Source organism: Agrococcus sp. TSP3-2-1 (genome assembly GCF_049897585.1).
Taxonomy (GTDB): domain Bacteria; phylum Actinomycetota; class Actinomycetes; order Actinomycetales; family Microbacteriaceae; genus Agrococcus.
This window is the reverse complement of record NZ_JAFCWN010000006.1, coordinates 15,359-40,001: the sequence shown is the minus strand read 5'-3', so window position 1 is coordinate 40,001 and position 24,643 is coordinate 15,359. Positions and strand designations below refer to the sequence as shown.

27 protein-coding genes and 2 pseudogenes are annotated in these 24,643 nt (G+C 71.5%); 16 read left to right on the top strand and 13 right to left on the bottom strand.

Annotated elements, in window-relative coordinates:
* Positions 1 to 76 precede the first annotated feature (76 nt).
* Entirely contained in the window at positions 77 to 850 is a 774-nt protein-coding gene (pstB, locus tag ACP7BI_RS09850) for a phosphate ABC transporter ATP-binding protein PstB (RefSeq protein WP_425846039.1), read from the top strand.
* Positions 847 to 1,539 (top strand): winged helix-turn-helix domain-containing protein, encoded by a 693-nt coding sequence (locus tag ACP7BI_RS09845; RefSeq protein WP_425845654.1) that lies wholly within the window; start codon positions 847 to 849, stop codon positions 1,537 to 1,539. The genes pstB and ACP7BI_RS09845 overlap by 4 nt, the downstream gene beginning before the upstream one ends.
* On the opposite strand, the gene ACP7BI_RS09840 is transcribed toward ACP7BI_RS09845, so the two are convergent.
* The 3 genes from ACP7BI_RS09840 to ACP7BI_RS09830 form a co-directional block, all read right to left on the bottom strand.
* Entirely contained in the window at positions 1,526 to 2,377 is an 852-nt protein-coding gene (locus tag ACP7BI_RS09840) for an arsenate reductase ArsC (protein ID WP_425845653.1), read from the bottom strand. The genes ACP7BI_RS09845 and ACP7BI_RS09840 overlap by 14 nt on opposite strands.
* Positions 2,378 to 2,460: 83 nt before the next feature.
* Entirely contained in the window at positions 2,461 to 2,778 is a 318-nt protein-coding gene (locus ACP7BI_RS09835; RefSeq protein ID WP_425845651.1) for an ArsR/SmtB family transcription factor, read from the bottom strand.
* Positions 2,779 to 2,816: 38 nt separating this feature from the next.
* Complete coding sequence (locus ACP7BI_RS09830) at positions 2,817 to 4,127, bottom strand: NAD(P)-binding domain-containing protein (protein WP_425845649.1); 1,311 nt, start codon at positions 4,125 to 4,127, stop codon at positions 2,817 to 2,819.
* An 84-nt stretch (positions 4,128 to 4,211) separates the two neighbouring features.
* Here ACP7BI_RS09830 and ACP7BI_RS09825 point away from each other — a divergent pair, with 84 nt between their 5' ends.
* The 4 genes and pseudogenes from ACP7BI_RS09825 to ACP7BI_RS09810 form a co-directional block, all read left to right on the top strand.
* Positions 4,212 to 4,556: an ArsR/SmtB family transcription factor gene (locus ACP7BI_RS09825; RefSeq protein ID WP_425845646.1), complete on the top strand. Its 345-nt coding sequence runs from the start codon at positions 4,212 to 4,214 to the stop codon at positions 4,554 to 4,556.
* On the top strand, positions 4,516 to 5,616 hold the full coding sequence (locus ACP7BI_RS09820) for an NAD(P)-binding domain-containing protein (protein ID WP_425845644.1): 1,101 nt from the start codon (positions 4,516 to 4,518) through the stop codon (positions 5,614 to 5,616). Before ACP7BI_RS09825 ends, ACP7BI_RS09820 begins: the two co-directional genes overlap by 41 nt.
* An 82-nt stretch (positions 5,617 to 5,698) precedes the next feature.
* Complete coding sequence (locus ACP7BI_RS09815) at positions 5,699 to 7,114, top strand: arsenic transporter (RefSeq protein WP_425845643.1); 1,416 nt, start codon at positions 5,699 to 5,701, stop codon at positions 7,112 to 7,114.
* A 326-nt stretch (positions 7,115 to 7,440) separates the two neighbouring features.
* Positions 7,441 to 7,620, top strand: a pseudogene (locus ACP7BI_RS09810) (helix-turn-helix domain-containing protein); the annotation flags it as partial.
* 674 nt (positions 7,621 to 8,294) lie between these two features.
* On the opposite strand, the gene ACP7BI_RS09805 reads toward ACP7BI_RS09810, so the two are convergent.
* The 4 genes from ACP7BI_RS09805 to ACP7BI_RS09790 form a co-directional block, all read right to left on the bottom strand.
* Positions 8,295 to 8,633 (bottom strand): helix-turn-helix domain-containing protein, encoded by a 339-nt coding sequence (locus ACP7BI_RS09805; protein WP_425845640.1) that lies wholly within the window; start codon positions 8,631 to 8,633, stop codon positions 8,295 to 8,297.
* Positions 8,630 to 9,697, bottom strand: a complete 1,068-nt coding sequence (locus ACP7BI_RS09800) for a tyrosine-type recombinase/integrase (protein WP_425845638.1) — start codon at positions 9,695 to 9,697, stop codon at positions 8,630 to 8,632. Before ACP7BI_RS09800 ends, ACP7BI_RS09805 begins: the two co-directional genes overlap by 4 nt.
* Before the next feature lie 342 nt (positions 9,698 to 10,039).
* Positions 10,040 to 10,465, bottom strand: coding sequence for a GNAT family N-acetyltransferase (locus ACP7BI_RS09795; protein WP_425846036.1), 426 nt, complete (start codon positions 10,463 to 10,465; stop codon positions 10,040 to 10,042).
* A 124-nt stretch (positions 10,466 to 10,589) separates the two neighbouring features.
* Positions 10,590 to 11,114 (bottom strand): MarR family winged helix-turn-helix transcriptional regulator, encoded by a 525-nt coding sequence (locus ACP7BI_RS09790; RefSeq protein WP_425845636.1) that lies wholly within the window; start codon positions 11,112 to 11,114, stop codon positions 10,590 to 10,592.
* A 100-nt stretch (positions 11,115 to 11,214) separates the two neighbouring features.
* On the opposite strand from ACP7BI_RS09790, the gene ACP7BI_RS09785 reads away from it, so the two are divergent.
* Complete coding sequence (locus ACP7BI_RS09785; RefSeq protein ID WP_425845634.1) at positions 11,215 to 11,580, top strand: hypothetical protein; 366 nt, start codon at positions 11,215 to 11,217, stop codon at positions 11,578 to 11,580.
* A 6-nt stretch (positions 11,581 to 11,586) separates the two neighbouring features.
* Here the strand turns inward: ACP7BI_RS09785 and ACP7BI_RS09780 are convergent, their stop codons facing one another.
* A complete protein-coding gene (locus tag ACP7BI_RS09780; RefSeq protein ID WP_425845632.1) occupies positions 11,587 to 12,087 on the bottom strand; it encodes a DUF2231 domain-containing protein in 501 nt (166 codons plus the stop codon).
* Positions 12,088 to 12,189: 102 nt separating this feature from the next.
* Between ACP7BI_RS09780 and ACP7BI_RS09775 the strand changes: the two genes are divergently transcribed.
* From ACP7BI_RS09775 to ACP7BI_RS09765, 3 genes are all read left to right on the top strand, one after another.
* Positions 12,190 to 12,693: a sigma-70 family RNA polymerase sigma factor gene (locus ACP7BI_RS09775; protein WP_425845629.1), complete on the top strand. Its 504-nt coding sequence runs from the start codon at positions 12,190 to 12,192 to the stop codon at positions 12,691 to 12,693.
* On the top strand, positions 12,690 to 13,391 hold the full coding sequence (locus ACP7BI_RS09770) for a zf-HC2 domain-containing protein (RefSeq protein WP_425845627.1): 702 nt from the start codon (positions 12,690 to 12,692) through the stop codon (positions 13,389 to 13,391). Before ACP7BI_RS09775 ends, ACP7BI_RS09770 begins: the two co-directional genes overlap by 4 nt.
* Positions 13,392 to 13,457: 66 nt before the next feature.
* Positions 13,458 to 13,982: a COG4315 family predicted lipoprotein gene (locus tag ACP7BI_RS09765; protein WP_425845626.1), complete on the top strand. Its 525-nt coding sequence runs from the start codon at positions 13,458 to 13,460 to the stop codon at positions 13,980 to 13,982.
* Between the two features lie 39 nt (positions 13,983 to 14,021).
* On the opposite strand, the gene ACP7BI_RS09760 is transcribed toward ACP7BI_RS09765, so the two are convergent.
* Entirely contained in the window at positions 14,022 to 14,201 is a 180-nt protein-coding gene (locus tag ACP7BI_RS09760; protein ID WP_021009412.1) for a hypothetical protein, read from the bottom strand.
* Between the two features lie 9 nt (positions 14,202 to 14,210).
* Positions 14,211 to 15,281: a trans-sulfuration enzyme family protein gene (locus ACP7BI_RS09755; protein ID WP_425845624.1), complete on the bottom strand. Its 1,071-nt coding sequence runs from the start codon at positions 15,279 to 15,281 to the stop codon at positions 14,211 to 14,213.
* Positions 15,282 to 15,356: 75 nt separating this feature from the next.
* On the opposite strand from ACP7BI_RS09755, the gene ACP7BI_RS09750 reads away from it, so the two are divergent.
* From ACP7BI_RS09750 to ACP7BI_RS09740, 3 genes are read left to right on the top strand one after another with little or no spacing between them, the layout of a single operon-like run.
* Positions 15,357 to 16,484, top strand: a complete 1,128-nt coding sequence (locus ACP7BI_RS09750; protein WP_425845622.1) for a DNA glycosylase AlkZ-like family protein — start codon at positions 15,357 to 15,359, stop codon at positions 16,482 to 16,484.
* A 9-nt stretch (positions 16,485 to 16,493) separates the two neighbouring features.
* The gene (locus ACP7BI_RS09745) at positions 16,494 to 17,408 is read left to right on the top strand and encodes a diacylglycerol/lipid kinase family protein (protein ID WP_425845619.1); all 915 of its coding nucleotides are present in this window, start codon (positions 16,494 to 16,496) and stop codon (positions 17,406 to 17,408) included.
* A complete protein-coding gene (locus ACP7BI_RS09740) occupies positions 17,405 to 18,460 on the top strand; it encodes a hypothetical protein (RefSeq protein WP_425845616.1) in 1,056 nt (351 codons plus the stop codon). The genes ACP7BI_RS09745 and ACP7BI_RS09740 overlap by 4 nt, the downstream gene beginning before the upstream one ends.
* 19 nt (positions 18,461 to 18,479) lie before the next feature.
* Here ACP7BI_RS09740 and ACP7BI_RS09735 read toward each other — a convergent pair whose 3' ends face one another.
* From ACP7BI_RS09735 to ACP7BI_RS09725, 3 genes are read right to left on the bottom strand one after another with little or no spacing between them, the layout of a single operon-like run.
* On the bottom strand, positions 18,480 to 18,860 hold the full coding sequence (locus ACP7BI_RS09735; protein ID WP_425845613.1) for a VOC family protein: 381 nt from the start codon (positions 18,858 to 18,860) through the stop codon (positions 18,480 to 18,482).
* A gap of 1 nt (position 18,861) precedes the next feature.
* Positions 18,862 to 20,871 (bottom strand): S9 family peptidase, encoded by a 2,010-nt coding sequence (locus tag ACP7BI_RS09730; protein ID WP_425845611.1) that lies wholly within the window; start codon positions 20,869 to 20,871, stop codon positions 18,862 to 18,864.
* Entirely contained in the window at positions 20,871 to 21,695 is an 825-nt protein-coding gene (locus ACP7BI_RS09725; protein WP_425845609.1) for an SDR family oxidoreductase, read from the bottom strand. The genes ACP7BI_RS09730 and ACP7BI_RS09725 overlap by 1 nt, the downstream gene beginning before the upstream one ends.
* Before the next feature lie 95 nt (positions 21,696 to 21,790).
* Here ACP7BI_RS09725 and ACP7BI_RS09720 point away from each other — a divergent pair, with 95 nt between their 5' ends.
* The 3 genes and pseudogenes from ACP7BI_RS09720 (at position 21,791) to ACP7BI_RS09710 (ending at position 24,302) form a co-directional block, all read left to right on the top strand.
* A complete protein-coding gene (locus ACP7BI_RS09720) occupies positions 21,791 to 22,249 on the top strand; it encodes an NfeD family protein (RefSeq protein ID WP_425845607.1) in 459 nt (152 codons plus the stop codon).
* Positions 22,250 to 22,273: 24 nt separating this feature from the next.
* A pseudogene (locus ACP7BI_RS09715) lies at positions 22,274 to 23,191 on the top strand (SPFH domain-containing protein); the annotation flags it as partial.
* A gap of 358 nt (positions 23,192 to 23,549) precedes the next feature.
* Positions 23,550 to 24,302 carry a glycerophosphodiester phosphodiesterase family protein gene (locus tag ACP7BI_RS09710; RefSeq protein ID WP_425845604.1) on the top strand — a complete coding sequence of 251 codons (753 nt, stop codon included), beginning with the start codon at positions 23,550 to 23,552 and terminating at the stop codon, positions 24,300 to 24,302.
* The last annotated feature ends 341 nt before the right edge of the window (positions 24,303 to 24,643 follow it).

Sequence of the window (24,643 nt, the reverse complement as noted above, 5' to 3'; positions counted from 1 at the left end):
CGAGCACGAGACCCCCACCCTTCACGTCCACGCCCGCGAGCGCGCGGATGACCGAACCCTTCCGACCGCACGCCCCGTGCTGCGATGCGTCGGAGTCGATGTCAGCTACGGCGACTTCCGGGCCGTGCGCGGCGTCGACCTCGACTTCGGCCTCCACGAGATTACCGCCCTCATCGGCCCGTCCGGCTGCGGCAAGTCGACGCTGCTGCGCTCGCTCAACCGCATGAACGACCTCGTCGAAGGCGCGCGCGTCGACGGACAGGTGATCTTCCAGGGCCAGGACCTCTACGCGCGCGACGTGGACCCCATCGAGGTGCGTCGCCGCATCGGCATGGTGTTCCAGAAGCCCAACCCGTTCCCCAAGTCGATCTACGACAACATCGCCTACGGCCCGCGGGTCACGGGGATGCGCGTCGAGTCAATGGACGATCTGGTCGAGGAAGCGCTCACCCGGGCAGCGCTGTGGACGGAGGTGAAGGACAAGCTGAAGCAGTCCGCCTTCGGCCTCTCCGGTGGGCAGCAGCAGCGTCTGTGCATCGCACGTACGATCGCGGTGCAGCCCGACGTGATTCTCATGGACGAGCCGTGCTCGGCACTCGACCCCATCGCGACCTCGCGGATTGAGGACCTGATGGAGTCGCTGCGCGACGACTACACGATCGTGATCGTGACGCACAACATGCAGCAGGCCGCACGCGTGGCCGACCGCACCGCGTTCTTCACCGCCCAGGTGGACAAGGACAACGGCGAGCGGTTCGGATCGCTCATCGAGTTCGGGCCCACGACGCAGATCTTCGAGCGCCCGAACGACCAGCGCACCGAGGACTACATCTCGGGGAAGTTCGGATGACCCTCGCGCCGACCGGGCACGCCACGGTCGTCGCGGTGGGAGAGGGGCTGGTACGCGGGCGTGCGGCAGAGCACCGCTTCCACCACTTCCATGTCGTGACCCGACCCGATCCGATCGCAGCGCTCGCCGAGGCCGCCCGCAACGACGACGCCGTGCTGCTCATCCCGTCGGATCTCGAGCCGACGTGCCTGGAATCCCTGCTGGAGCTTGCGAATCATCTCTCGTCGGTGCCGGTGCTGCTTGCGTTGAGGCCCGGCTGGGTGCGCGAGTCCGTCGGGATCGCGGTGCGGCATGGCGTGACCACGCTCGCTCACGCACCCGTGACCCCGTCGGAGATCGGAAGCGCGGCGCACCACGCGCTGCTCGGCATCACCCAGCGTGCACCGGACCCGGTGCGCATCGGGGCGCTCGTCCTCGACCCGATGCGCCACACGTTGACCTGGGCAGACCAGGTGGTGAACCTGCAGCACCAGCAGATCGAGCTCGCCCATCGGCTGATGACGGCTCATCCCGGCGCGGTGTCCCTGTCCGACCTGCAACGGCGGACCGCACAGCCCGATGCCGCGGTGACGACCGTGCGCACGACGATCGCTCGCATGCGTCGAGCGTTCGATGCTGCGACCGACGCCCACGTCGCGATCGAGGTCGTTCCGAGGGTCGGCTACCGGTTGCGCGTCACCGCGGCGTGACGCCGAGCTCGGCGACGAGCTCCTCGATGTGGGCACGAATCTCGTCTCGCACTCGTCGCTGCTCCTCACGGTCGAGACCGACCGGATCGTCGAGCGACCAGTCGAGGTAGCGACGTCCGGGGAGCACAGGACATGCATCGCCGCATCCCATCGTCACCACGACGTCGGCCGCCTGCACGACCTCGTCGGTGAGCGGCTTGGGGAACTCTGCCGCGATGGGGATTCCCACCTCGTCGAGCACGTCGACGATGTCCTGGTGGACCCGCGCGGCTGGTGCGGAGCCGGCCGTCCGCACATGGACTCGATCGCCCACCAGATGGCGGAGGGTCGCGGCTGCGATCTGCGAACGGCCGGCGTTCTGCACGCACACGAAGAGCACCTCGGGGGTGCTGGACCAGGTGCGACCCTGCGCCGTCGCCAGTGCGCCGAGTCGGTCGGCTGCGAACCGTGCAGTCAACGACGCCAGATGCGTCGTCACTCGGGCCCGGGACTGCAGTAACGCGTGGCTCTCCGCGACGTACCGCCGCACGGTCTCGGCGGCGAAGACGCTGCTGAACCGGTATGCGAGGTCGTCGGCGACCTTGGCGATGGCTGGTGGGAGCTCGCCGACCACCACGGCGGGGTCGTCGAGATGAAGACGCGAGGGGTCAGTGGCGAGGATTCGGCCGAAGCGGACGATCCCATCGGCCGAGGCGACGAGTGCGCCGTCGTGTCGCTCGAGCAGGCCCACCTCGGTGAGGTGGGCGACGCTCGCCTCCACGTCCTCGTCCGTCACGCCAAGCCGTTCCGCGATAGGCGGATCGCCGACAGCGATGACACTCCAGAGCTGCAGGTGCAACGGGTCGGAGAGTGCTCGCAGCTGCTCGACTCGTCGCTCAGCCGCGGCGCGGTCGAGCGGCGGTCCGGTGATGCGCCGAGTGCTCATCGCAGCAGGTCGATCACGTCGTCGCGGCGATCGGGTGCGAGCGAGAGCCAGACTTGACGGCCTCGTTGCTCTCGAACCAGCACGCCATCGTCGACGAGGATGCGAGCGTGGTGCGTCAGCGTCGGTTGCGAGAGTTCGAGAGCGTCCGCGAGAGCCCCGACCGTCACCTCACCGTTGGAGGCGGTCGCGATCACGCTGAGCACCTGCAGGCGGGTCGGGTCGGCGATCGCCCGAAGGGTCCGAGCGATCGACTCCGCGCTGGACCTGTCCAGGGGTCGGAGGGCGTTGGCGTGTTCTGCCGCCGCGTCTGCCATGCGCTGAGCATATCGTCAGCATCCCGTCGAGCCCGGGCTCATGCGCAGCAGCTCGACCCTCCGAGGTCCGTCGAGCAGACGCCGGTGGCGGGCAGCTGGAGGTCCCGTGCGGGGACCTCGCCAGCGGCACCCGCGAGCCAGGCGGAGACCGAGCGAACCTGCTCGTGGCCAGTGGCGAGCAGAAAGGTCGGGGCACGACCGTAGCTCTTCATCCCCACGATGAAGAAGCCTTCTTCCGGCTGCTGCAGCTCGTCGAAGCCGTGCGCCTCGACGGTGCCGCACGTGTGTTCGTTCGGGTCGATGAGCGGCGCGAGTCGACGCGGTGCCTCAACGATCTCGTCGAGGTCCAGGCGGATCTCTCGCAGTCCCGACAGGTCGGGGCGGAATCCTGTCGCGTTGACGACGACGTCGACCTCGTGCTCGAGCGTCTGTCCGTCTCGCTGACCGATGAGGCGCACCCCGGCGTCGGTCCTCGCCAGCCGATCGATCTCGAAGCGGTCGACCCGATCGATCTGACCGCTTCGCACGAGGTTCTCGACCGCGTTGCCCAGTGCCGCGCGCGCGACGAGCTCGTCGTCGTCGGAGGTCGTGACCCGGACCGCACTCGCGTTGCGGATGAGCCAGGTGATGCGCGTGCTCGGCTCCGCGCGCTGCAGCTCTGCCAATGCCAGCAGCGTGTTCGCTGCCGAGTGCCCCGCACCGACCACGGCGATGTGTCGACCGGCGAAGCGCGAGCGCTCGGCGCCGAGCACGTCGGGCAGTGCGTGCGAGATGCGATCGCGCACGTCGTCCGCGCCGAGGGGAGCGAGCCCGCTGGAGGCGAGGCTGTTCGGCGTGCGATAGGTGCCGGACGCATCGATGACCGCGCGCGCCTGCATGTCCTGAAGGGCTCCGTCCGCTGCGCGATGACGGATGGCGAAGGCGGCTGCCGCTCGGCCTGTCGTGCGCGTGCGGTCCATCCCCGCGCGTGCGACGTCGGTGACCTCGGTTCCGAGCTGCAGCGTCGGTGCGATCTGCGGCAACGCTGCGAGGGGCTCGAGGTACTGCTCGATTAGCTCGCGTCCGGTTGGCAGCACGTCGTCGTCAGGCGCCTCCCATCCGGCGGCCTCGAGCAGGCGGCGCGCACTCGGGTCGATCAGGTACTTCCACGGGGAAAAGAGTCGAACGTGTCCCCAGAGGCGCACGCTGTCCGCGATGCGGGCTCCGGCCTCGAACACGCGCACGGGGATGCCTCGCTCTATGAGATTGGCGGCCATGGCGAGCCCGATCGGTCCGGCGCCGATGACCGCGACTGGGAGCGCGTCCGTCGCGGCCCGCGAAGGCGGGGGAGTGAGCGAGATGAGCGTCATGGCACGTCCCTTGCATCGAAGTAGGTCGATCCAGTGTGTCGAATTAGATCGACAGATGTCAATGCAGCGAGTACTCTCGTGAGCATGACGAACGCGGCGACCCTGGCTCCGGCCGCAGCATGCTGCGGCTCGATCACAGCCGAGCCCATCTCGCCCGAAGCGGCGGACGACCTGGCTCGCCGCCTCAAGGCGCTCGCCGATCCGACGCGGCTTCGCCTGGTGTCGATGATCGCGGCCACGTCCACACAGGAAGCGTGCGTCTGCGACCTTACGGAGCCTCTCGAGCTCTCTCAGCCCACGATCTCGCATCACCTGCGCCTGCTGGTCGAGGCCGGCATCCTGTCGCGGACGAAGCGCGGCACCTGGTCGTACTACGCCGTCGTCCCTGGTGCGCTCGAGGCGATCGCCTCGCCGCTGCTCGCTGCCTGAGGTGACGTGGTCGGTCGCCGTCATCGGCGGCGGGCAGGCCGGCCTCGCCGTCGGGTTCTACCTCGCCCGCGCGCAGCGCGACGCCGAACGGCGGAGACGGCCGGCGTCGTGGACGTTCTCGATCCTCGATGGGCGCCCTTCCCCCGGGGGCTCATGGAACGACATGTGGCCGAGCCTTCGGCTGTTCTCGCCAGCCGCATCGTCCTCGCTGCCGGGCATGCGCATGCCCGCGTCGGCGGAGGTGACGGCCTCTGCCGCGGAAGTCGTCTCGTATCTGGATGACTACGAGGCTCGCTACGCGCTACCGGTCTCCCGGGAAGTGGTCGTCGACGAGGTGACGCGCCGAGCCGACGGCGCATTCACGATTCGAGCGGGCGATGAGACCTGCTCCGCAGACGCAGTCGTGATGGCGACGGGCACGTGGGGAAGGCCCTTCGTGCCCGCCATCGCCGGCCGCAGCCAGTTCACCGGCGCGCAGCTGCACGCGCACGACTACGACGGCCCCGACGCGTTCGCGGGGCGACGCGTTGCCGTGGTGGGCGGCGCCAACAGCGGAGCGCAGATAGCCGCGGACCTCTCGGCCTCAGCCGAGGTCACCTGGATCACGCGTCGGGCACCCCGGTACCTGCCCGACGACGTCGACGGGCGAGCGCTCTTCGACCTCGCGACCCGCCAGGTGCAGGGCAGTGCGGGCGGGGTAAGCGATCTCGGCGACATCGTCGCCGTCCCACCAGTGCGCGCAGCTCGTGATCGCGGCCTCAGGGCCCGATGGGATCTCGCTCGATGGACGCCCACCGGGGCACGGTGGCAGGACGGCACCGAATCGACGCTCGACGCGATCATCTGGTGCACCGGGTTCAGGCCAGACCTCGACGCGCTCCGCGGCCTCGACCTGCAGCGGCATCACGGGATCCCCGCGACCCGCAGCGATCTGCCCACCGCCTCGAGCGCCGTGCCCGGTCTCTACTTCGTGGGCTACGGCGATTGGTGCGGACCTGCATCGGCGACGTTGGTCGGCGTCGGCCGCATGGCCAAGGCGACCGTGGCAGACCTCACTTGAAAGATTGACGATCATCGATGTAGTGTGGTGCATCGATCATCTTCGATGAATGGGATGGTCGTTCCCTCACAGAGAGTCGTCCATGGTCTTCGTCGCGCTCGCCATCTTTGCCGTCACCCTCGTACTGGTCATCTGGCAACCCAAGGGACTGGGCATCGGGTGGTCGGCCCTGGGCGGAGCCGTCCTCGCGCTCGCCACCGGAGTCGTCGCATTCAGCGATGTCCCCGTCGTCTGGGATCTCGTCTGGAACGCGACGTTCGCGTTCGTGGCAATCGTCATCATCTCGCTGCTGCTGGACGAGGCGGGCCTGTTCGAATGGGCCGCGCTGCACGTCGCACGATGGGGGCGAGGCAACGGCAGGGTCCTCTTCGCCCTGATCGTGCTGCTCGGCGCGGCGATCGCCACCGTGTTCGCGAACGATGGTGCGGCCCTGATCCTGACCCCGATCGTGATCCAGATGCTCGTCGCCTTGCGCTTCCCAGCCGCAGCATCGCTGGCCTTCGTCATGGCGTGTGGGTTCGTCGCGGACGCAGGCAGCCTGCCGCTGGTGGTCTCGAACCTCGTGAACATCGTCACCGCTGACTTCTTCGACATCGGGTTCGCCCGCTACGCGCAAGTCATGGTGCCCGTCGGCATCGTTGCGGTCGCCGCCAGCCTGGGCATGCTGCTGCTGTACTTCCGTCGGTCGATCCCGCGCTCCTACGACGTCTCGGTGCTTGCATCCCCGTCGTCAGCCGTTCGCGACCACGCGACGTTCCGTGCTGGTTGGGTCGTCCTCGCGGTGCTGCTCGTCGGCTACTTCGCAGCAGAGCCGCTGCACATCCCCCTATCCGTCATCGCCGGAGCGGGAGCCATCGTCCTGATGATCGTCGCCGGACGGCCCCACGCTCGAGGTTCGCGACCGGGTCGGCAGCTGGTGCCTGCTGGAGGAGCGTCTTCCTCGGCCGACGGCACGGACCTCGAGGTCGTGCACGACGATGGAGCGTCCTCATCGCTCCGAGAAGAGCGCATCCCGGTGCTGCGCGTGCTGCGTGAGGCTCCGTGGCAGATCGTGCTCTTCTCCATCGGCATGTACCTCGTGGTCTACGGACTCCGCAATGAGGGCGTCACCGATCAGCTGTCCACCGTCTTCGCCGAGATCGGAAGCCACGGCGCACTGATCACCGCGCTCGGCGTCGGCACGATCGTGGCGGTCCTCGCGTCCCTGATGAACAACATGCCCACGGTCCTCATCGCCGCACTCGCCATCTCGGGCGCCGGCGCAACCGGCCTCACGCATGAAGCGATGATCTACGCGAACGTCATCGGATCCGACCTTGGCCCCAAGATCACCCCCATCGGGAGCCTTGCGACCCTGCTGTGGCTGCACGTGCTGCAGCGCAAGGGGATCACCATCACCTGGGGTCAGTACTTCCGCACCGGAATCGTGCTGACGATCCCCGTCCTCGCAGTGACGCTGCTCGCGCTGGCCGGCTGGCTCACGCTGCTCGCCGCATGACACATCCACGGCAACGAGCGGAAGAGGGAGAGTCAACCTCCCGCGCGTCGCCTGCCGGCCACCGCCCGTCGTTGCCCCGCTCGACGCACGCACCACCAAGAGGCAAGGAACACCTCGCTGCCACCGAAGCCCACGAAGGAGAAGCAATGGCCACGCTCATGACCCCCGACCGACCGAGCGCCTCGCACAGATGGGCGCAGAGCTCCCCATCGACGCGAGCACGAACGTAGTGTTCTTCCCCGTGAGGTTGTGAGGGTGTGAGCTGAAGGGAAGGCCTCCGTGGAGGTTGTGGGTAACCACACTCACTTCCACACACGGAGACCTTCATGACTCACGCTAACGCCTCGTTCACCGAGCTCGGCAGGCTCAAGCTCGCGCAGTTGGTCGTCGACCAGGGCTGGCCGATCGAGCGGGTCGCTGACCGCTTCCAGTGCGCCTCCGGGACCGTGCGGCGCTGGGTCGCCCGCTATCGGGCGGGCGAGCCGATGACGGATCGCTCGTCTCGATTGCCGCTGACTGGTAGCCGCCCAAGAAGCCGAGGTCCTCCGCGTGGTCGCGGAGATCGGTGATTGGAAAGTAGGAGGATGCTGGCCCACCGTCGCCGTCGAGGTCGGTGACGCGGATCGTGGCGAAGTCGGTGGAGATGACGTAGCGGGGAAAGTCGGCGGGATCGATCGAGCCGCCAGCCAGGTAGTCGAACGCTTGGTGCTCGAGGGCCAGTTCGCGCTGCCCGATCGAGGTGAGGAGTGCACGGGGAGCGGGTGAGCGCATCCAGGTCAGGAGGCTCGCGGGTCGTTCGACGCTGCACAGGACGGCGACGAGGCGCTTGAGGCTGAGGTCGGGCGGGTCGTTGGGGGAGAGGAGGGCGTTGAGGTCCTCGCGAAGGACGCAGCGCGCGCATCGCTTTCGTCGGATCAGTTCGGCTTCTTCGCCGCACGTCTGGCAGTCGAGGTCGGTCGAGATGTTGGCGCAGGCTCGGCAGATCGGTCGATGGTCCACGTCGAAGCCGGGCAGCATGCCATGTCGTTCGCAGCTCGCGCAGGCGCCGAAGGTCTCGACGGCGCGGACGTAGCACGACGCGCAGATCGGGCCTTCGGGCCAGGTGGCACGATGCTTCTTGGCGGTCTGGTCGCAGCGCGGGCAGCGGAATCCTCCTGCGACGCGCGGACGCCCGACGCGCCTATTGGTCATCAGGGTCCTCGACAATGCGGGCTCGCACGGGCCGGTATGACTCGAGCAGCGTCGGCATCTCAGCGTTCACGCGGCGCTTGCGCTCCGTGCGGATGCGCTTGGAGTCGATGGTGATCATCTGGTCGAGCCCGACGTCGAAGATGTCGCACAGCGCGGCAAGCAGCTGCAGGGAGATCCGCTCCGGGTCCCGGGTCAGCCGGTACACCTGGGTCCGGGAGAGGACGATGCCGCGGTCGGCGAGCGGCTCGATGAGATCGGTGGTGTTCCGGTAGCCGGCGCGCGCCATGAGCACGGGCAGCTGCCACTGGTAGGTGATGTCCATCTTCATCGGGGCGCTCCTTGATGGGGTAGTCGTAGTGCGGTGGCGCGCTCGAGCGTGGCGCCGAGGACGCGGTCGAGCTCGCGAGCCCGGTAGTCGGGCGAGGCGATCGTGTAGATCGCGGTCGTCGATGCGTGCTCGTGTCCGAGCTGGAGTTGGGCGAACGAGGTGTCGAAGCCCCACTCGAGCTGGATGTGGGTCGCGTACGCGCGACGGAGCGAGTGCAGATCGAGGCCATCGGGAAGATCGAGCGCGTCGACGTAGCGCCGGAAGCGGCGCAACAGGGCCTGGCCGTCGAGCACCGCGCCGCGCTCGGTGGGGAAGAGCCAGCCGTTGCTGGCCTCGAAGCGCGGCAGCCCCCGATGCACCCAGTCCGCGATCGTCTCGGTCGACCAGTCGAAGACCGTCAGCACGGTGCGCTGCTTCGATGGCGAGCCTCGCATCGCCTTGCCGTAGCGGACGCGGAGAGCGCCCCACGGGCCGAATCGTGGAGCGCGAGCGTTGCGTGAGAAGTCGACGACCTTCAGGTGGCAGAGCTCGCGGCGACGCAGACCCCACGCGTACATCGTCTTGAAGGCCACGGCGTCTCGGTAGGCCGCCAGCGCGCCATGGCGCCCGCTTCGAAGGATGCGTTCCACCTCGTCGTCTGCGAAGTCGAAGAACGTCTGCAGCTCGTCGGGGGAGAAGGGGCGCTTGCCCGGGCTCGCCGGGCCCTCCTGACGGTGCACCATCCGCCGAGGTGCGATCGGCACGAACACCTCACCCAGCAGTGCCTCGCAGTGCGCCGCCCACGGATACGAGGGATCGGCGGCGTATGCGAGGAAGAGGCCGATGTCGGTCTGAATGGCACGTACCGTCGAGGGAGCGAGGTGGTAGACGCCACGCAGCTCAGCGAAGAAGTCCTCCGCCTCCTGCTGCTGCCAATGCCACGGATGCTTGCCGGACCAGTCGATCACCCGCTGCACCGATCGGGCGCGGCGAGTGATCGTCGCCTGCTGGAACCCCTGGGCGAGCTGCGCGTGGGCCCAGCCATCGAGCATCGCCGCTGACAGCGACTCGGCGTCGATGGGCATGACGGAGGAGCGAAACAGCCGAAGCCGACCGGTCGTCTCCATCGCGGACCTCCGGTTACAAAATCTGCACCATTGGTGCAAATTTTGCAACACAGCGTAAGAAGTCACCGGTCAGCGCGAGGGAGATCGTGTTGCAGATTTTGCAACACCGAGCCGCCTCCGACGATATGAAGTCACGGAGGAGGGGCGAGAAATCACCGGTCAGGCGGCAACTTCAACCTCGGCGGGCGTCAGGGCCAGGGGACGCATCAGCAGGTCGTGAACGCTTCGTCCCTCTTTCGATCCGACATAATGTGCATTATCGGCGCTTCACGAGGACGCCGGGAGGAGCGGGTCGCGGTGTCAGCGCTGCGCGAGCGCCTCGAGCCGATCGCCGGTGAGGCGCTGCGTCGTCCACTCGTCGAGCGGCTCGGCGCCGATCGAGCGGTAGAACCCGATCGACGGCTCGTTCCAGTCGAGCACCGTCCACTCGAAGCGCCGGTAGCCGCGCTCGACGCACTCCGCGGCGAGCGCCGCCATGAGCGCTCGGCCGTAGCCGCGGCCGCGCTGCGCCTCGTCGACGTAGAGGTCCTCGAGCCAGATGCCGTGCGTGCCCGTCCATGTCGAATACGTCAGGAACCAGATCGCGATGCCGACGATCGCGCCGTCGCGCTCGACGACGTGCGCGAAGGCTCGCGGCTCATCGCCGAAGAGCGTCGCCGTGAGCATCCCCTCGGTGTTCTCCACCGCATCCGGCTCTCGCTCGTAGGTCGCGAGCGCGTGGATCATCGCGAGGATGCCCGGCTCGTCGCCGGGCTGGGCGCGGCGCAGCTGCGCGCCGCCGGAGAGGCTGCTGGTCGTCACTCGCCGAGCCTACGCGGCCGTGGCCACTGGCGCTCCCCGGGCCCGGATCCTACGCGCCAGAAGCCTCGTGGTGCTCGTCGACGTGCTCGACCGCGGTGACCATGCGATCGAGGAAGCCGGCCACCGCCTCGGTCTGCTCGTCGTCCATCGCGTCGATCACGTCGATCATCCGCCGGTGCATGGCGCCGAGCGTCGCGCGGACCTCGTCATCGGTGTCCTTCGTCGGCACGACGATCGTCGCCCGGCGATCGTCCGGGTGCGGCTCGCGGCGCACGTGGCCGCTCTTGACCAGCCGGTCGACGAGCGCGGTCACCGAGGGCGACGCGAGCCCGAGCGCCGACGCGAGGTCGCGCTGCCGCAGCACCTCGCCGCGCCGCTCCGCCTGCAGCAGCAGTCGCAGCGCGAGCAGATCGGTCTCGCCCATGCCCATCGACGCGCGGGTGCGTGCCCGCATCTGCGCCTCCGCGGCACGGTAGCGCCGCAGCAGGTTGAGCACGTCGACGCTCGTCGGCCGACCGTGCCCCGGGTACCAGTAGCCCGAGCTCGCCGTGCCGCGCGCGTCGATCTGGGTCATGCCGCTCCCCCATCGCATCTGTCCGTCCTGTGCACACTCTACCGTTCGAACGTGATACATTTCGATCATCGAACTAACGATCCACGCGAAGGAGCACGAGATGACCGACACGCTGACTCGGCCCGAGGTCTCTGCTCCCGGTCTCCACGCGCTCGAAGAGCGCCGTGGCGGTCGCCGTGCCGACGCATCCGCCCGCATCACGTGGGCCTCGCCGGGCGACGGCCTGTGGGTCGCGAGCCGCGGCGGCGTCGAGGGCACGACCTTCCTCGGCTTCGTCGAGGAGACGCTCGAGGAGTACGTCGCCGTCGACGGCGCAGGTCGCTCGCTCGGTCGCTTCGGTGAGCTGCGGGCGGCGCAGGCTGCGTTCGCGGCGGGCAGCCCCTCCCCCGCTCTGACCACGGGGCCGATCCCGTGGATCGACGCGGGCGCTCGCGTCGTGGCCCGCTCGAGCCTCCGCTTCGGCTGAGTCGCCTCAGCCGAGGATCCCGCCCCAGACGGCGCGCGCGCCCGAGTCGCCGATGAGGACGACCATGACGGTCGAGCCCGCCGCGGCCGCGATCGCGAGCACGGCGAGCACGATCGAGACGAGCCGCGCCCGGCCCGCGGAGTGCGCACCCACCCGCGGCTCGCCCCAGCGGAACCACGCCCACTGCGCCGTCGCGATCACGAGCATCCCGATCACCCACGGCAGCAGCATCCGCCCGTAGTCGCCGTGCGCGACGACCGATGGCTGGGCTCCCGCGACGGCCGCGAGCGCTTCGCCGGCGGCGACCGTGATCGGCACGAGCACGACGAGCAGCAGCGCGGCGAGGGGCGTCACGATGCCGAGCCGCCGCCGGGCGGCCGGCCACAGGCTGCCCAGGACGAGCGCGAGTGCCGTGAGCGGCGTGAGCACGACCACGGCGTGCACGACGAGCGGATGCAGCGGCAAGCCGGCGACCTCGAGGGGTGCGGAGATGCTGAGCGGGTCCATACTCGGTGACACGAGGCGCGGCAGCCCTGGGTTCATCCAGCCCGGGTGCATCGTTGAACCGGCGGGCCCGCCGTCTCGTGTCTCCATCGAGGAGGTGACCGCGTGCCGCTCGATGATGACCAGCGCCTGGCAGCGCTCTACGATTCGCACGCCGCACCGGTGTGGCGCTACGTCGTGCACCTGACCGGCGACCGGGCGGGCGCGGACGACGTCGTGCAGGAGACGCTGCTGCGGGCCTGGCGGAGCCCCAAGATCCTCGCCGACCCGGAGACAGCGCGCGCGTGGATGCTCACCGTCGCGCGCCACCTCGTGATCGACGAGTCGCGGAGCGCTCGGCGCCGCCATGAGCTCGCCGTCGCCGAGCTGCCCGAGCGTGCCTCCGACGACGCCATCGACGCGCGCTTCGACGCGCTCGTCATCGCGCAGGCGCTCGCCGAGCTGAGCGCCGAGCACCGAGGGGTCATCATCCGCGCGTACTACGGCGGCCGCCCGGTCGCCGAGATCGCGGCGGAGCTCGGGCTCCCGGAGGGCACCGTCAAGTCACGACTGCACTACGGGCTGCGCGCGCTCCGGCTCGCTCTGCAGGAGAGGGGCGTGACGCGATGAGCGCCGACCACGCGAGGTTCGCCGAGTGGGATGCCGCCTACGTGCTCGGGGCGCTGAGCCCGGCCGATCGGCGCGCGTTCGAGGAGCACCTCGACGCGTGCGGCCGCTGCGTGCGGGCGATCGCCGAGGTCGCGGCGACGCTCGGGCTGCTCGCGCAGGTCGAGCCCGAGCGAGCCGTCGCGCTGCTCGCGGACGCCCCCGCCGAGACCGGACTGCCCGCCGCGCCGCGCGGCAGGGCCCGGCTGCTCGAGCGCGCCCGTCGCGAGCGCCGGCGTCGGCGCGCGACCTGGGCTGCGGGGCTCGCTGCCGCCGTGGCCATCGCGGCCGCCATCGCGGTGCCGCTCTCGGGCGTGCTCGACGACCGGAGCGCGCGCTCGGTCGAGCTCGCCGCGCTCGTCGACGCGCCGCTCGAGGCGAGCATCGAGCTCGAGCCGGCCGCGTGGGGCACGCGGCTCGAGCTCGAGTGCAGCTACGAGGGCGACGCCGATCCGGCAGCGCCCGAGGGGCTGCCCTACGTGCTCGTGCTCACCGACCGGGCTGGGCAGTCGAGCGAGGTGTCGAGCTGGCTCGCGGCGCCCGGGCAGACCGCGCGGCTCTCCGCCGCGACGGCGCTCGCGCCCGACGAGATCGCCAGCATCGAGATCCGCCTCGACGACGGCGACATGCCGATCATGCGCGCCGAGCTCGACGCGCGGTGAACCCGCGGGGGCTCCGCCTCGTGTTCCCATCGGCCGCGACCGCGGCCGCTCGAGAGGGGAACTGCCATGACCACCAAGACCACCGCGGCCGCGCTCGCCGCCGGACTGCTCGTCGTCGCGCTCGCCGGCTGCACGAGCGCGGCCCCCGAGCCGGAGGCGCCGACCGCCACCACCTCGCAGGCGCCGGAGTCGTCGAGCGAGCCCGACACGAGCGAGTCGGCCGAGCCGGGAGCGTCGGCGCTCGAGCTCGCGGTCGCCGACAGCCCGCTCGGCGAGATCGTCGTCGACGGGGAGGGCATGACCGTCTATATGTTCGACAGCGACACGCAGGGCGCGGGCGTCAGCACGTGCGAGGGCCAGTGCGCCACGAACTGGCCGGCCGTCACGACCGACGGCGATGTGCCGGATGCGGAGGGCGTCATGGGCGAGCTCGGCACCATCGTCGGCGTCGACGGCGCGACCCAGGTGACGCTGAACGGCTGGCCGCTCTACTACTTCGCGGGCGACTCCGCGGCGGGCGACGTCGCGGGACAGGGCGTCAACGACGTGTGGTGGGTGCTCTCCCCCGCCGGCGAGCGCATGGCGGAGTGACCTCCGGCCAGCAGGCCGAGCCGCTGCCGAGGGCTGCGGTCAGCGCTCCGCGCGGCGCCCGATGAGCGAGCGCAGCGCGAAGAAGACGACGACCGCGACGACGGCGACGATCGCGAGCTTGCCGATGAACCACAGGAGGCTGAAGACGACGTCGACCACGATCCACGCGATGATGACGGCGAGGATGGCGCAGATGACGGCCCATGCGGTGCGGCTCATGCTCAGAGGCTAGTCGACGTCGTCGCCCGCGAGCGCGCCGAGCAGGTCGTCGGCGAGGTCGTCGATGTGCTCGATGCCGACCGAGAGGCGGATGAGGCCCTCGGGGATGGTCGGCGCCTCCGTCGCCCAGCGGCGCCGCCGCTCGAGCGTCGACTCGACGCCGCCGAGGCTCGTCGCGGGGATCCAGAGCCGCACGCGATCGACCGCGCGATCGGCGGTCGCGGCGTCGCGCAGCACGATCGCGAGCACGGTGCCGAAGCCCGGGTCGCGCACCTCGACGACGCCGGGCGTGCCCTCGAGCCGCGCGGCGAGCTCGCGCGCGTTCGTCGCCGCCCGCTCGAGTCGCACCGAGAGCGTGCGCAGCCCCCGGAGCGCGAGGAACGACTCCATCGGGCCGGGGATGGCGCCGTGCAGCCCGCGGTGGTGGCGGATGCGCGCGGCGAGGTCGGGATCGTCGGCCACGACCGCGCCGAGCACGATGTCGCTGTGCCCCGCGATGAGCTTCGTGACCGAGTGCACGACGACGTCGGCGCCCTGGCCGAGCGGGCGCTGCAGGAGGGGGGTCGCGAAGGTGCTGTCGACGACGCTCAGCGCACCCGCAGCGCGCGCGGACGCGGCGAGCCGCTCGACGTCGGCGACCTCGAGCGCCGGGTTCGTCGGCGACTCGATCCACACCATCGCCGCGCCCGGCATCGCCGCCTCGACCGCGTCGACGTCGGCGATGTCGACGCGGCGCACCTCGAAGCGCCCGTCCGCGGCGCCGCCGTCGAGCAGCGCGAGCGTGTGCTGGTAGGCGTGGCGCGGCACGACGACCGCGCCGCCGTGGGGCACGAGCGCCGCGACCGCGCTCACCGCGGCCATGCCGCTCGCGAACGAGACGCACTCGCCGCCCTCGAGCGCGCCGAGCGCATCCTCGAACGCCGTCCAGGTCGGGTTGCCGTACCGGGCGTACTCGAGGTCGCCGCCGGCGACGAAGGCGCTCGCGAAGGTGACGGGCTCGTTGAACGGGGCGGCCGGCACGTGGGGCGGGCGGCCCGCGCTCACGACGACGGTCTCGGGGCGCAGGCGCTGCTCTCGCATCACGCCATCCTGCCACCGGCGGCGCGCCCGACCGCGCGGCGCGACCGTGTCGGCGCGCTCGGCTACCGTCGTCGCGTGGCGACCATCCGCACCGTCTCGCGCGAGGAAGCGCGCCGCATCGCGGTGCGGGCGCAGCTGCTCGACGCCGACCGCGCGCCCGTCGACGGCGCCGACGACCTCGCCGACATCGTCGCGCAGCTGACCCTCCTGCCGCTGGGCCCGACGGACATCGTCTGCCCGTCCGCCGAGCACATCGCCTTCTCGCGGCTCCCCGAGATCGACCCGAGCGACGTGCGGCGCGCCGTGGACGTCGAGCAGTCGCTCTTCGAGCACCTCGGCCCGCACCGGCACCCGATGGAGGCGTGGGCGATCGGGCTGCGCGCGATGCGCGACCTGCCGTGGCTGCTCGCGCTCGGTCGCGCGCCCGAGTCGATCGGTGAGTCGAGCCGCGCGTGGCTCGAGGCCAACGGCGGCTTCCGCGAGCGCGTGCTCGAGCAGCTCCGCGCCGACGGTCCGCTCCCGCAGGGCGAGATCGCCGACACCGTCGATGTGCCCTACCGCTCGAGCGGCTGGAACACCGGCCGCGACGTCGCGATGATGCTCGAGCTGCTGCAGCTGCGCGGCGAGATCGTCGTGGTCGAGCGGCTCGGGCAGCTGCGCGTCTGGGACCTCGCCGAGCGCGTGCTCCCGTCCGTCGAGGCGCCCGATCCCGACGCGGCGCTCGAGACGTGGCGGCGCCGCTGGCTCCGCTCGCTCGGCATCGCGCGGGCGACCCACATCGGCGACGCCGGCGAGCCCGTGCGCATCGATGGCGTCCGCGGCGAGTGGCGGCTCGACGACGGCGGGAGCGCCGCCGGCTTCACCGGCCGCGTCGCGCTGCTCTCGCCGCTCGACCGGCTCATCGCCGACCGCCGCCGCATGCGCGACCTGTGGGGCTTCGAGGACGCCTTCGAGCAGTACACGCCGGCCGCGAAGCGCCGCTGGGGCGTGCACGCGCTGCCGATCCTCGACGGCGACGCGCTCGTCGGCAAGGTCGACGCGCGCACCGATCGCGACGCGGGCGCGCTGCGCGTCGCGTGCATCCACTGGGACGTCGAGCCCGAGGCCCGGCTGCGCTCCGCCGTGCTCGACGAGCTCGAGCGCTTCGCCGCGTGGCTCGGCGGCCGGCTCGCGCTCGCCGACGGCGCGGCCGAGCCTCGCTAGCCTGGCGCCGTGCCCGCCATCGCCGTCATCGGCAACCCGACCGCCCGCGGCTTCGCGCGCGGCGTCGACGCGGTGCTGCGCGAAGCGGCTCGCTCGGGCGCCGATGCGCGAGTGCTGCCGACCGAGCAGGACGCGCCCGGCGGCCCGCAGACGCTCGAGGCGCTGCGGGCGGGGGCGGATGCGGTGGTCGCGGTCGGCGGGGACGGGACCGTTCGCGAGGTCGCGGCCGTGCTCGCCCGCACCGGCGTGCCGCTCGGCATCGTGCCCTCCGGCACCGCCAACCTCTTCGCCCGGAACCTCGACCTGCCGCTGCGCGACGTCACGGCGGCGGCGCGAGCGGCCGTCTCGGGCGCGGCGTCGGATGTCGACCTCGGTCGCGTCGTGCTGAGCCGGTCCGGCGCGCGCGAGGAGGAGCGGCCGTTCCTCGTCGTCGTCGGCGTCGGTCACGACGCGCTCGCCGTCGAGGCGGCATCGCTGCTCGCGAAGCGGCGGCTCGGCTGGACCTCGTACATCGCGGCCGGCCTCGGCAGGCTCGGCCACCCGAGCTTCGCCGTGCGCGGGCGCTTCGACGGCGGCCCGATCGAGTCGACGCGCGCGTGGAGCGTGCTCGTGCACAACGCGGCGCGCATCCCGGCCGGGCTCTCGGTGCTGCCGGGCACGAGGCTCGACGACGGCTCGCTCCACGTCGCGACCGTGAGCCCTCGCCATCTCGCGCACTGGGGGCGCATCGCGGCCGCCGGCGCCGGCATCGCGCGCGCCGAGGGCGTGCTGCGCCACCGCACCGTCGAGCGGGTGACGCTCGGTGCGGTCGACGCGCCGCTGCCGGTGCAGATCGACGGCGACGCGGCGAAGCCCGTCGATCGGCTCGACGCTCGCATCGACCGCGCCGCGCTCAGCGTGCGGATGCCAGGATCGAGGGCGTGACTCCCGACCAGGCCCTCGCTCGGCTCCGCAGCGCTCCCGCAGGACGGCTCGAGCCCATGCTCGCCCAGATCGACCTCGAGCGCACCGTCGCGGCGATCGCGGGCAACCGCATCACCGGCCTGTTCCGCCGCGCCGAGCGCCAGCAGCTCGTCGAGCTCCTGTGCGTCGAGCGAGTGGCGGAGCTCAGCCCCAAGATGCGCGCGCGCGTCGTCCACGCGCTGCGCCGGCTCGCGCCGAGCGCGGTCATCTCCCACGGCATCCGCTCGTGCCTCCTCTCGCTCACGGGCGGGCCGTTCCGCGACATGAAGTACCTGCTCAACTCGACGGGCGACCGGCACGACCTCGAGCACGTCGTCTTCGAGCGGCTCACGCCCGCCGATCGCGAGGCGGTGCTCGCGCACATCGCGGCCGAGGCCGCCGACTCGCCCGTGCCCGACCTGCGCATCCTGTGCGACATCGACGACACGGTGCGCGCGATGCTGCACGAGACCCGCTTCCCGCGCGGCTCGGTCTACCCCGGCGTCGTCGAGCTGCTCATCGAGCTCGACGAGGGCCATGCCTCGCAGCCCTCGCGGCCGGGCGACCTCACGTTCGTCACGGCTCGGCCGGAGGGCCCTCGCGGTCTCATCGAGCAGTACACGCGGAACGGCCTCTCGGGCCTCGGCCTCCCGCCGCACACCGTGCTCGGCGGCTCGTTCCTCAACCTGTTCACGAAGCAGTCGATCCAGGCCCGCAAGCTGCAGAACTTCGTGCGCGAGCGCGCGCTCTTCCCCGAGTGCCGTTTCATGTTCATCGGCGACAGCGGCCAGGCCGATCCGCAGGTGGGGGCCGAGATGCTGCGGCTCGGCGGGGTGCACGGGGTCGCGGTGCTCATCCACGAGGTCGTGCCGGTCGAGGGCGAGGTGCGCGCCGAGCTCGAGGCCGCCGGCATCCGCTTCTTCCGCGGCTACGACGAGGCCGCGCGCATGGCGCACGACCTCGGGCTGCTCGACGCGCCCTCGCGGGACCGGGTGCTGCTCGCCGTCGCCGCTGACGGCGCGCCGATGACCTGAGCGCTGACCACCTGAGCGCTCAGCCGGCGCCGTGCTCGACGAGCGCGATCGTGTTGCCCTCGCTGTCGAGCACGAACGCCATCCGCTCGACCGTGCCGGCCGGTCCGAGGGCGTCGTCGTCGTGCTCGAAGATCGTGTGCGGCTCGCTCACGATGCCGGCCCCGGATGCGCGGAGGCGCTCCACCCGCTCGTCGAGGTCGTCGACGGCGAAGTAGAGCAGCGCCGAGGGCGCACCGCGCTCGAGCAGCAGCCGCGAGTCGCCGATCACGAGGAACGCGAGGCCAGGCGGCTCGAAGGTCGCCGCCACGGGCACGCCGAGCAGGTCGGCGTAGAAGGCGGCGGCCCGCTCGAGGTCGACGGCGCGCTGCGCCACCTGCACGAGCGGGCTGTCGCCGATCACGTCAGCCGCCGTGGTTCTCGGCCGTGGGCAGGTGCTTGCCCCACCAGCGCAGCACGTGCTCGAAGCGCTCGATGCGGTGGCGCGGCTGGCCCGAGCGGGTGAGCTCGTGGTTCTCGCCCGGGAAGAGCAGCAGCGCCGTCTCGACGCCCTGCCGCTTGAGCGCGGCCCAGTACCGCTGCGCCTGCTCGGGCGGGCAGCGCCAGTCCTGCTCGGAGTGGACCACGAGCGTCGGGGTGCGCACCTCGCCGACGCGCGCCATCGGGCTCTGCGCCCGCATCGCATCCGGGTCGGTGCCGGTGTACTCGCCGCCGAAGAACCAGCCGATGTCGCTCGTGCCCATGAACGACTCGGGGTCGAGGAAGCCGCGCTCGACGATCGCCGCCGCGAAGCGGTGGTCGTGCGCGATCGTCCACGCCGTGAGGTAGCCGCCGTACGAGCCGCCCATGATGCCGAGGCGCTCGCGGTCGAGCTCGGGGTGCGCGTCGAGCGCGCCGTCGAGGAAGTCGAGCACGTCGGTCAGGTCGACGGTGCCCATCGCCTGCTTGATCGCGACGCCGTGCTCGCGGCCGTAGCCGGCCGAGCCGCGCGGGTTGCACTGCACGACGGCGTAGCCCGCGGCGACCGCGACCTGCGCCTCGTCGAAGACGCCGACGCCGTACTGCGCGAACGGCCCGCCGTGGATGTTGAGGAGCACGGGATGCGGTCCCTCGCCCTCCGGCACCCAGACCCATCCGTGCACGGGGCGGCCGTCGCGGCCGGTGATGTCGTGCTCGGTCGGCAGGACGATGCCCGCCTCCGCGAGTCGTGCGCCGAAGTCGGTGATGACGCGCACGCCGTGCTCGTCGAGCACGGCGACCTCGCCGGCCGACGTCGGCGTCACGACGGTCGCGACGGTGACGCCGTCGCCGACGCCGTGGCCGACGACCTCGAGGTCGCCGCCGATGAGCTCGCGCGAGCCGCCGCCCGTGACGTGCACGAGCCGGTTGCGGCCGCGCGTGCGCTCCTGCACGAGGACGCCGTCGTCGACGACCGTCGCGTGGCTGCCCTGCTCGCCGAGGTCGACCGACTCGCCGTCGGTGACCTCCTCGGGGTGCGCGCCCGGGTGCTCGAGCACGAACAGCTGCGTGCTGCGGGCGACGAAGTCGCGGCCGCTCTCGCCCATGTGCTGCGCGAGCAGCACGAAGCCGCCGTCGGGCGTGGGGCGCACCTCGCCGACCGAGAGTCCGGCGCGCGAGGAGAGGATCGTGTGGGGCTCGCCGTGCGCGACCGCGGCGTCGAACTCCACGATCGCGTTCACGAGGTCGTCGTCGCGCGAGTCGTGCCGCGCCGTCACGCACAGCACGCGATCGCCGTCGACGGAGAAGACCGGCGCCGAGTGGTCGAAGTCGCCGTGGCTCAGCTGGGTCGCGTCCGGCGCGAACGGCGCGTCGTCGTGCGTCTCGGCTGTGTCGTGCGGGTGCGGGGCGCGGTCGTAGCGCGGCTCGCCGTCGAGGTCGGGCAGCGCGGCGACGAAGACGTGCGAGCGGCGGCCGACGAGGCTCCCGACGCCGTTCGCGAGGTTGCGGTTGCGCGTGATGAGGCGCGGCGACTCCTGCGCAGCGCCGAGTCCCTCGACGCTCCCGTAGCGGCCGGGCTCGACGACCGTCGCGGTGAAGGCGATGCGGCCGCCGTCCGGCGAGACGGCGAACTCGCGCACGCCGCCCGGCTGCGCGGTCGCCTGCACGGGCTCGCCGCCGTCCGCGCGCATCGCCCAGACCTGCGGCTTGTCCTTGGCGTCGTCGCGGAGGAACAGCACGGTCGCGCCGTCGGGCGTCAGCTGCGGCTCGCGGTCGGCGACGCCGCCCGTGAGCCGGCGCCGCGCGCCGTCGGTGAGCGAGACGCGCCAGAGCTGCCCGACGTTGCGGTTCGCGCGCACGCTCGGGCGGCTCGCGGCGACGATCGCCCACTCGCCGCTCGGGTGCACCGCCGGGCGCGAGAGCGAGACGAGGTGCTCGATGTCCTCGGCGCGCATCAGCCCCGCACCCCCTCGGCCTCGCCGAAGCCCGAGACGTCGCCGACGAGCCTCGTGCTGTCGGCGGGCACGGGCTCGACCGCGGCGAGCGCGACCTCCCGCGCGAACTCGTCGACGTCGTAGAGGCGACCGGCCTCCTCGCGGCGGCTCGCGATCGCGCCGGGATTGGCGCGCTCGAGGAGCGTCGCGGTGATCGTGCCCTCGATCATGTCGCCCGAGACGACGACGAGCTCGATCCCGCGCTCGGCGAGCGACGGGATCCGCTCGCGCAGCGCGTCCTCCCCCGCTCGCTTCGAGCGGGCGACGGGCTCGTACTCGGGCATCGTCGGGGTCGTGCGGATGAAGTGCGCCTGGTGGCTCGTGACGAACACCACTCGGGCGCCGTCGCGCAGCACCGGCAGCGCCGCCTCGAGCAGGCCGACCTGCGCGTCGCGGTTGAGCCGCATGGCGTAGTCCTCGCCCATGCCGCTCTCCATGCCCCCGGATGCGTTCATGACGAGGATGTCGAGGCCCCCGAAGCGCTCGCGCGCGGCCTCGAACATCGACGCGACGCTCGCGGGGTCGGTGAGGTCTGCCTGCACGACGAGCGCCTGGACGCCGTGCGCCTCGGCGGCGGCGGCGGCGACCTTCTCGGCGCGCGGCGCCTTCGCGCGGTAGTTCACGACGACGTCGGCGCCCGCCGCGGCGAGCAGCTGGACGGTCGCGGCGCCGATGCCGCGGCTCGATCCGGTGACGAGGGCCGTGCGGCCGGTGAGCGAGCCCGGCGCGAGCGGCGCGGTCTCTCCTCCGGCGGGATCGGGATTCGTCGCGTCGGCATTCGGCACAGGGATCTCCTTCGTTCGAGTCGACACTACTGCGCGCTCCGTGCCGCTCGTGCGCGCCTCGAGCGGTTCCAGCGTCCGCTCAATATGCTGGGCTCGTGGACCTTGCCCAGTACGCGTGGATCGTGTGGCTCGTCATCGCGCTCATCTGCTTCATCATCGAGATGGTCACGCTCGAGTTCACGTTCCTCATGATCGGCATGGCCTCGATCGGAGGCCTCGTCTCGAGCATCACCGGTCTGCCCGTCTGGGCGCAGGTGCTCATCGCCGCCGCCGCGGCGCTGCTCCTGCTGCTGCTCGTGCGGCCCAAGCTGCTGCAGCGCCTGCACGAGTCGGGCGAGCTCAACCTGCAGGGCGTCGACGCCCTCCTGGGCATGGCCGGCGAGGTCACGCGCACGTTCGTGCGCGGCGCCGGCGAGGTCACGCTCTCGAACGGCGACGTGTGGACCGCGCGCCTCTCCCCCGCAGTGCAGCCGCGGGATCCCGACGTCGGCGAGCGCATCGTCGTCACCGCCATCGAGGGGGCGACCGCCATCATCGTCCCCGCCCAGCGATAACCGCCTGACAACCAAGGAGCCCTCATGCCGATCGACGGAGGATTCATCCTCAACGCCTTCCTGCTCGTGCTCGTCGCGCTCATCGTCCTGTTCGTGCTCGTCACGCTCTTCCGGTCGATCCGCATCATCAAGCAGGGCTTCACGGGCGTGGTCGAGCGGCTCGGCCGCTTCCACCGCGTGCTGCAGCCGGGCCTCAACTTCCTCGTGCCGTTCATCGACCGGGTGTCGTACTCGGTCGACATGCGCGAGCAGGTCCGCTCCTTCCCGCCGCAGCCCGTGATCACCGAGGACAACCTGGTCGTCTCGATCGACACCGTCGTCTACTTCCAGGTGACCGACGCGCGCGCCGCGACCTACGAGATCGCCGACTACCTCTCGGCCGTCGAGCAGCTCACGACCACGACGCTCCGCAACGTCGTCGGCGGCATGAACCTCGAGGAGGCGCTCACGAGCCGCGACACGATCAACGGCCAGCTGCGCAACGTGCTCGACCAGGCGACCGGCAAGTGGGGCCTGCGCGTCGGCCGCGTCGAGCTCAAGGCGATCGACCCGCCCCACTCGATCCAGGACTCGATGGAGAAGCAGATGCGCGCCGAGCGCGACCGCCGCGCCGCGATCCTCACCGCCGAGGGCTCGAAGCAGTCGCAGATCCTCGAGGCCGAGGGCCTCCGCCAGTCCGAGATCCTGCGCGCCGAGGGCCAGGCGAAGGCCCAGGTGCTCCGCGCCAAGGGTGACGCCGAGGCACAGGTGCTGCTCGCGAAGGGTGAGTCCGAGGCGATCGAGCGCGTCTTCGCCGCCATCCACGAGGGCGACGCCGACGACAAGCTGCTCGCCTACCAGTACCTCCAGACGCTCCCGAAGCTCGCCGAGGGCGACGCGAACAAGCTCTGGATCATCCCGTCGGAGCTGACGGATGCGCTGCAGGGCGTCGGGCGCGGATTCTTCGAGGGGCGCGCGCAGGTGCCGTTCCAGAAGGGCCCGTCGAAGCACGACGGCGAGGCCGCCGAGCCGTCGATCCTCGACGAGACCTTCCAGGCCGACTCGGTGAGCGACGTCGAGGTCCCCTCGATCGCCGAGACGCTGCAGGCGAGCGGCATCGACCCGCAGGGCGCCGGCTCGACCGACACCGTCTCCTCGTCGACGTCGCTCGCCGACGAGACGCCGAGCACCGACTACAGCGAGGCGGTCGAGGCGGCCCGCCAGGCGGCGAACGAGGTGCCGGACGCGGAGCCCGGTGCGCAGGGCGGCGTCGACGACGCGAACGACGGCAGGGCACCGCAGGCGTGACGCGCTGACACCCGTGAGCGGCTACCTCGATCCGCGACCGCCGCGCGTGCTCGCGCACCGCGGCCTCGCGCTCGAGGCGCCCGAGAACACCATGTCGGCGTTCATCGCCGCGGTCGACGCGGGGGCGCGGTTCCTCGAGACGGATGTGCACGCGACGGCTGACGGCGTCGCCGTGATCGCGCACGACCCCTCGCTCGACCGCGTCGCCGGGCGGGACGTCGAGATCGAGCAGACGCTGTTCCAGGACCTGCAGCGCATCGACCTCGGCCAGGGCGAGCACGTGGCGGGGCTGCGCGAGGCCCTGCTCGCGCTCCCGGACGCGCGCTGGAACATCGACTTGAAGTCGGATGCGTCGGTCGTCCCCGCGGTGCGCGCGGTCGTCGAGGCCAAGGCGACCGACCGCGTGCTGCTCACCTCGTTCTCGGAGCGCCGGCGCCGCCAGGCGGCGGAGCTCGTGCCGGGCGTCGTGACGAGCGCGTCGCAGTCGATGGTGGCGAAGGCGATCGTCGCGCAGCGGCTCGGGCTCGTGGGGCGGCTGCGCCGGATCCTCGCCCCCGTCGTCGCCGTGCAGGTGCCGCGGCGGCATCGCGGCGTCGAGATCGTCACCGCGCGCAGCGTGCGCGCCTTCCAGGCCGCGGGCGTCGAGGTGCACGTGTGGACGATCAACGACGAAGCCGAGATGCGGGAGCTGCTCGAGCTCGGCGTCGACGGCATCGTCACCGACCGCTGCGACCTCGCGCTGCCGCTCCTCCCGCCCCTCCGTTGATCGAGCAGCGGCCGAAGGCCGCGTATCGAGATCCGGCAACCTTCCCGTTGATCGAGTAGCGGCCGAAGGCCGCGTATCGAGATCCGGCAACCTTCCCGTTGATCGAGTAGCGGCCGAAGGCCGCGTATCGAGATCCGGCCGGCGGCGTCTCGATACGGCGCCTGCGGCGCCTACTCGACGAGCGGGTGGGGCGGCGCCCCTTTCCCTTAATCGAGTAGCGGCCGAAGGCCGCGTATCGAGATCCGGCAACCTTCCCGTTGATCGAGTAGCGGCCGAAGGCCGCGTATCGAGATCCCGCCGGCGGCGTCTCGATACGGCGCCTGCGGCGCCTACTCGACGAG

Excerpts from the sequence above, each read along its gene's own strand:
- ACP7BI_RS09845 (WP_425845654.1), top strand. The coding sequence starts at position 847 with ATGACCCTCGCGCCGACCGGGCACGCCACGGTCGTCGCGGTGGGAGAG.
- ACP7BI_RS09835 (WP_425845651.1), bottom strand. The coding sequence starts at position 2,778 with ATGGCAGACGCGGCGGCAGAACACGCCAACGCCCTCCGACCCCTGGAC.
- ACP7BI_RS09830 (WP_425845649.1), bottom strand. The coding sequence starts at position 4,127 with ATGACGCTCATCTCGCTCACTCCCCCGCCTTCGCGGGCCGCGACGGAC.
- ACP7BI_RS09825 (WP_425845646.1), top strand. The coding sequence starts at position 4,212 with ATGACGAACGCGGCGACCCTGGCTCCGGCCGCAGCATGCTGCGGCTCG.
- ACP7BI_RS09815 (WP_425845643.1), top strand. The coding sequence starts at position 5,699 with ATGGTCTTCGTCGCGCTCGCCATCTTTGCCGTCACCCTCGTACTGGTC.
- ACP7BI_RS09805 (WP_425845640.1), bottom strand. The coding sequence starts at position 8,633 with ATGAAGATGGACATCACCTACCAGTGGCAGCTGCCCGTGCTCATGGCG.
- ACP7BI_RS09800 (WP_425845638.1), bottom strand. The coding sequence starts at position 9,697 with ATGCCCATCGACGCCGAGTCGCTGTCAGCGGCGATGCTCGATGGCTGG.
- ACP7BI_RS09795 (WP_425846036.1), bottom strand. The coding sequence starts at position 10,465 with ATGATCCACGCGCTCGCGACCTACGAGCGAGAGCCGGATGCGGTGGAG.
- ACP7BI_RS09790 (WP_425845636.1), bottom strand. The coding sequence starts at position 11,114 with ATGACCCAGATCGACGCGCGCGGCACGGCGAGCTCGGGCTACTGGTAC.
- ACP7BI_RS09785 (WP_425845634.1), top strand. The coding sequence starts at position 11,215 with ATGACCGACACGCTGACTCGGCCCGAGGTCTCTGCTCCCGGTCTCCAC.
- ACP7BI_RS09780 (WP_425845632.1), bottom strand. The coding sequence starts at position 12,087 with ATGGACCCGCTCAGCATCTCCGCACCCCTCGAGGTCGCCGGCTTGCCG.
- ACP7BI_RS09770 (WP_425845627.1), top strand. The coding sequence starts at position 12,690 with ATGAGCGCCGACCACGCGAGGTTCGCCGAGTGGGATGCCGCCTACGTG.
- ACP7BI_RS09765 (WP_425845626.1), top strand. The coding sequence starts at position 13,458 with ATGACCACCAAGACCACCGCGGCCGCGCTCGCCGCCGGACTGCTCGTC.
- ACP7BI_RS09760 (WP_021009412.1), bottom strand. The coding sequence starts at position 14,201 with ATGAGCCGCACCGCATGGGCCGTCATCTGCGCCATCCTCGCCGTCATC.
- ACP7BI_RS09755 (WP_425845624.1), bottom strand. The coding sequence starts at position 15,281 with ATGCGAGAGCAGCGCCTGCGCCCCGAGACCGTCGTCGTGAGCGCGGGC.
- ACP7BI_RS09730 (WP_425845611.1), bottom strand. The coding sequence starts at position 20,871 with ATGCGCGCCGAGGACATCGAGCACCTCGTCTCGCTCTCGCGCCCGGCG.